Annotated in this window: 1 protein-coding gene and 1 pseudogene; one reads left to right on the forward strand and one right to left on the reverse strand. The window is 73.4% G+C overall.

The annotated features are described in order from the left end of the window. Nucleotides 1-253, reverse strand: a pseudogene (locus tag ACFWI9_RS34680) (hypothetical protein); the annotation flags it as partial. A gap of 457 nt (nt 254-710) precedes the next feature. Between ACFWI9_RS34680 and ACFWI9_RS34685 the strand changes: the two are divergent. Next, nucleotides 711-1,113: response regulator transcription factor (locus ACFWI9_RS34685; RefSeq protein ID WP_387169376.1), on the forward strand; the 403-nt coding region annotated here is incomplete at its 3' end.

The following is a 1,113-nucleotide window of genomic DNA, read 5'->3' on the forward strand; positions in this document are numbered from 1 at the left end:
GGCCCGGAGTGTCCGGGGTGTCCGCGAGGATCAGAGTCGGCGGAGTGTCCGGGGCGGCTGCGAGGGCCGGAGTGTCCGGGGCGAACGGGAAGGACGCGGGGCCTGAGGCCACCGCAGTGTCCGGGAAGGCCGCGAGGCCCGCAGTGTCCGGGGCGACCGGGAAGGCCGCGCGACTCGGAGTGTCCGGGAAGGCCGCGAGGCCCAGGACGCCCGGAGTGACTGGGACGACCGCCAGGCCCGGGACGACCGCCACGACCGCCACGACCGGGGCGACCGGAGTAACCGCGAGGACCGGAGCGACCGGGAAGGCCGCGAGGACCTGGGTGTCCCGGGTGACCGCGAGGCCCGAAGTGACCGCGAGGCCCGGGGCGACCGGAGTAGTCGCGACGCCCAGGACGACCGCGCGGGTCGTGGAATCCAGTAGGCCCCGTCAGTCTCGTGAGCCCGGTGAGTCCCGACAGTCCCGTGAGCCCGCTCAGTCCCGTCAGCCCCGTGACCCCGCTCAGTCCCGCCAGTCCCGTGTGCCCGGCCATGATCCCCGCAGACTTCGTGAGACCGGTGAGCCCCACGGGGCCGGTGAACCCCACGGGTCCAGTGAGCCCCGGGAATCCCGTGAGCCCCACGGGCCCAGTGAACCCCACGGGTCCAGTGAACCCCGGGAATCCCGTGAGCCCCGCGGAACCGGCGGAGCCACCCGTGCTCGTGTTCTGGTGGTCGACGACGATCCGACCGTTGCCGAAGTCGTCTCCGGGTATCTGGACCGGGCCGGGTATGTCGTGGAGCGGGCCGCCGACGGGCCGGAGGCGCTCGCCCGGGCCGATGCGCACTGGCCCGATCTGGTGGTGCTCGATCTGATGCTGCCGGGGATGGACGGGCTGGAGGTGTGCCGGCGGATGCGGGAGCGCGGGCCCGTGCCGGTGATCATGCTGACCGCCCGGGGCGACGAGGACGACCGGATCCTGGGGCTGGAGGTCGGCGCCGACGACTACGTCACCAAGCCGTTCAGCCCCCGGGAACTGGTCCTGCGTGTGGACTCGGTGCTACGGCCCACCCTCCCCGCCACCCCCACACCCACCCACCCAACCGCGGCACACAACCCACACCCCACACCGC

It is taken from the genome of Streptomyces sp. NPDC127084 (genome assembly GCF_042724175.1).
GTDB lineage: Bacteria > Actinomycetota > Actinomycetes > Streptomycetales > Streptomycetaceae > Streptomyces.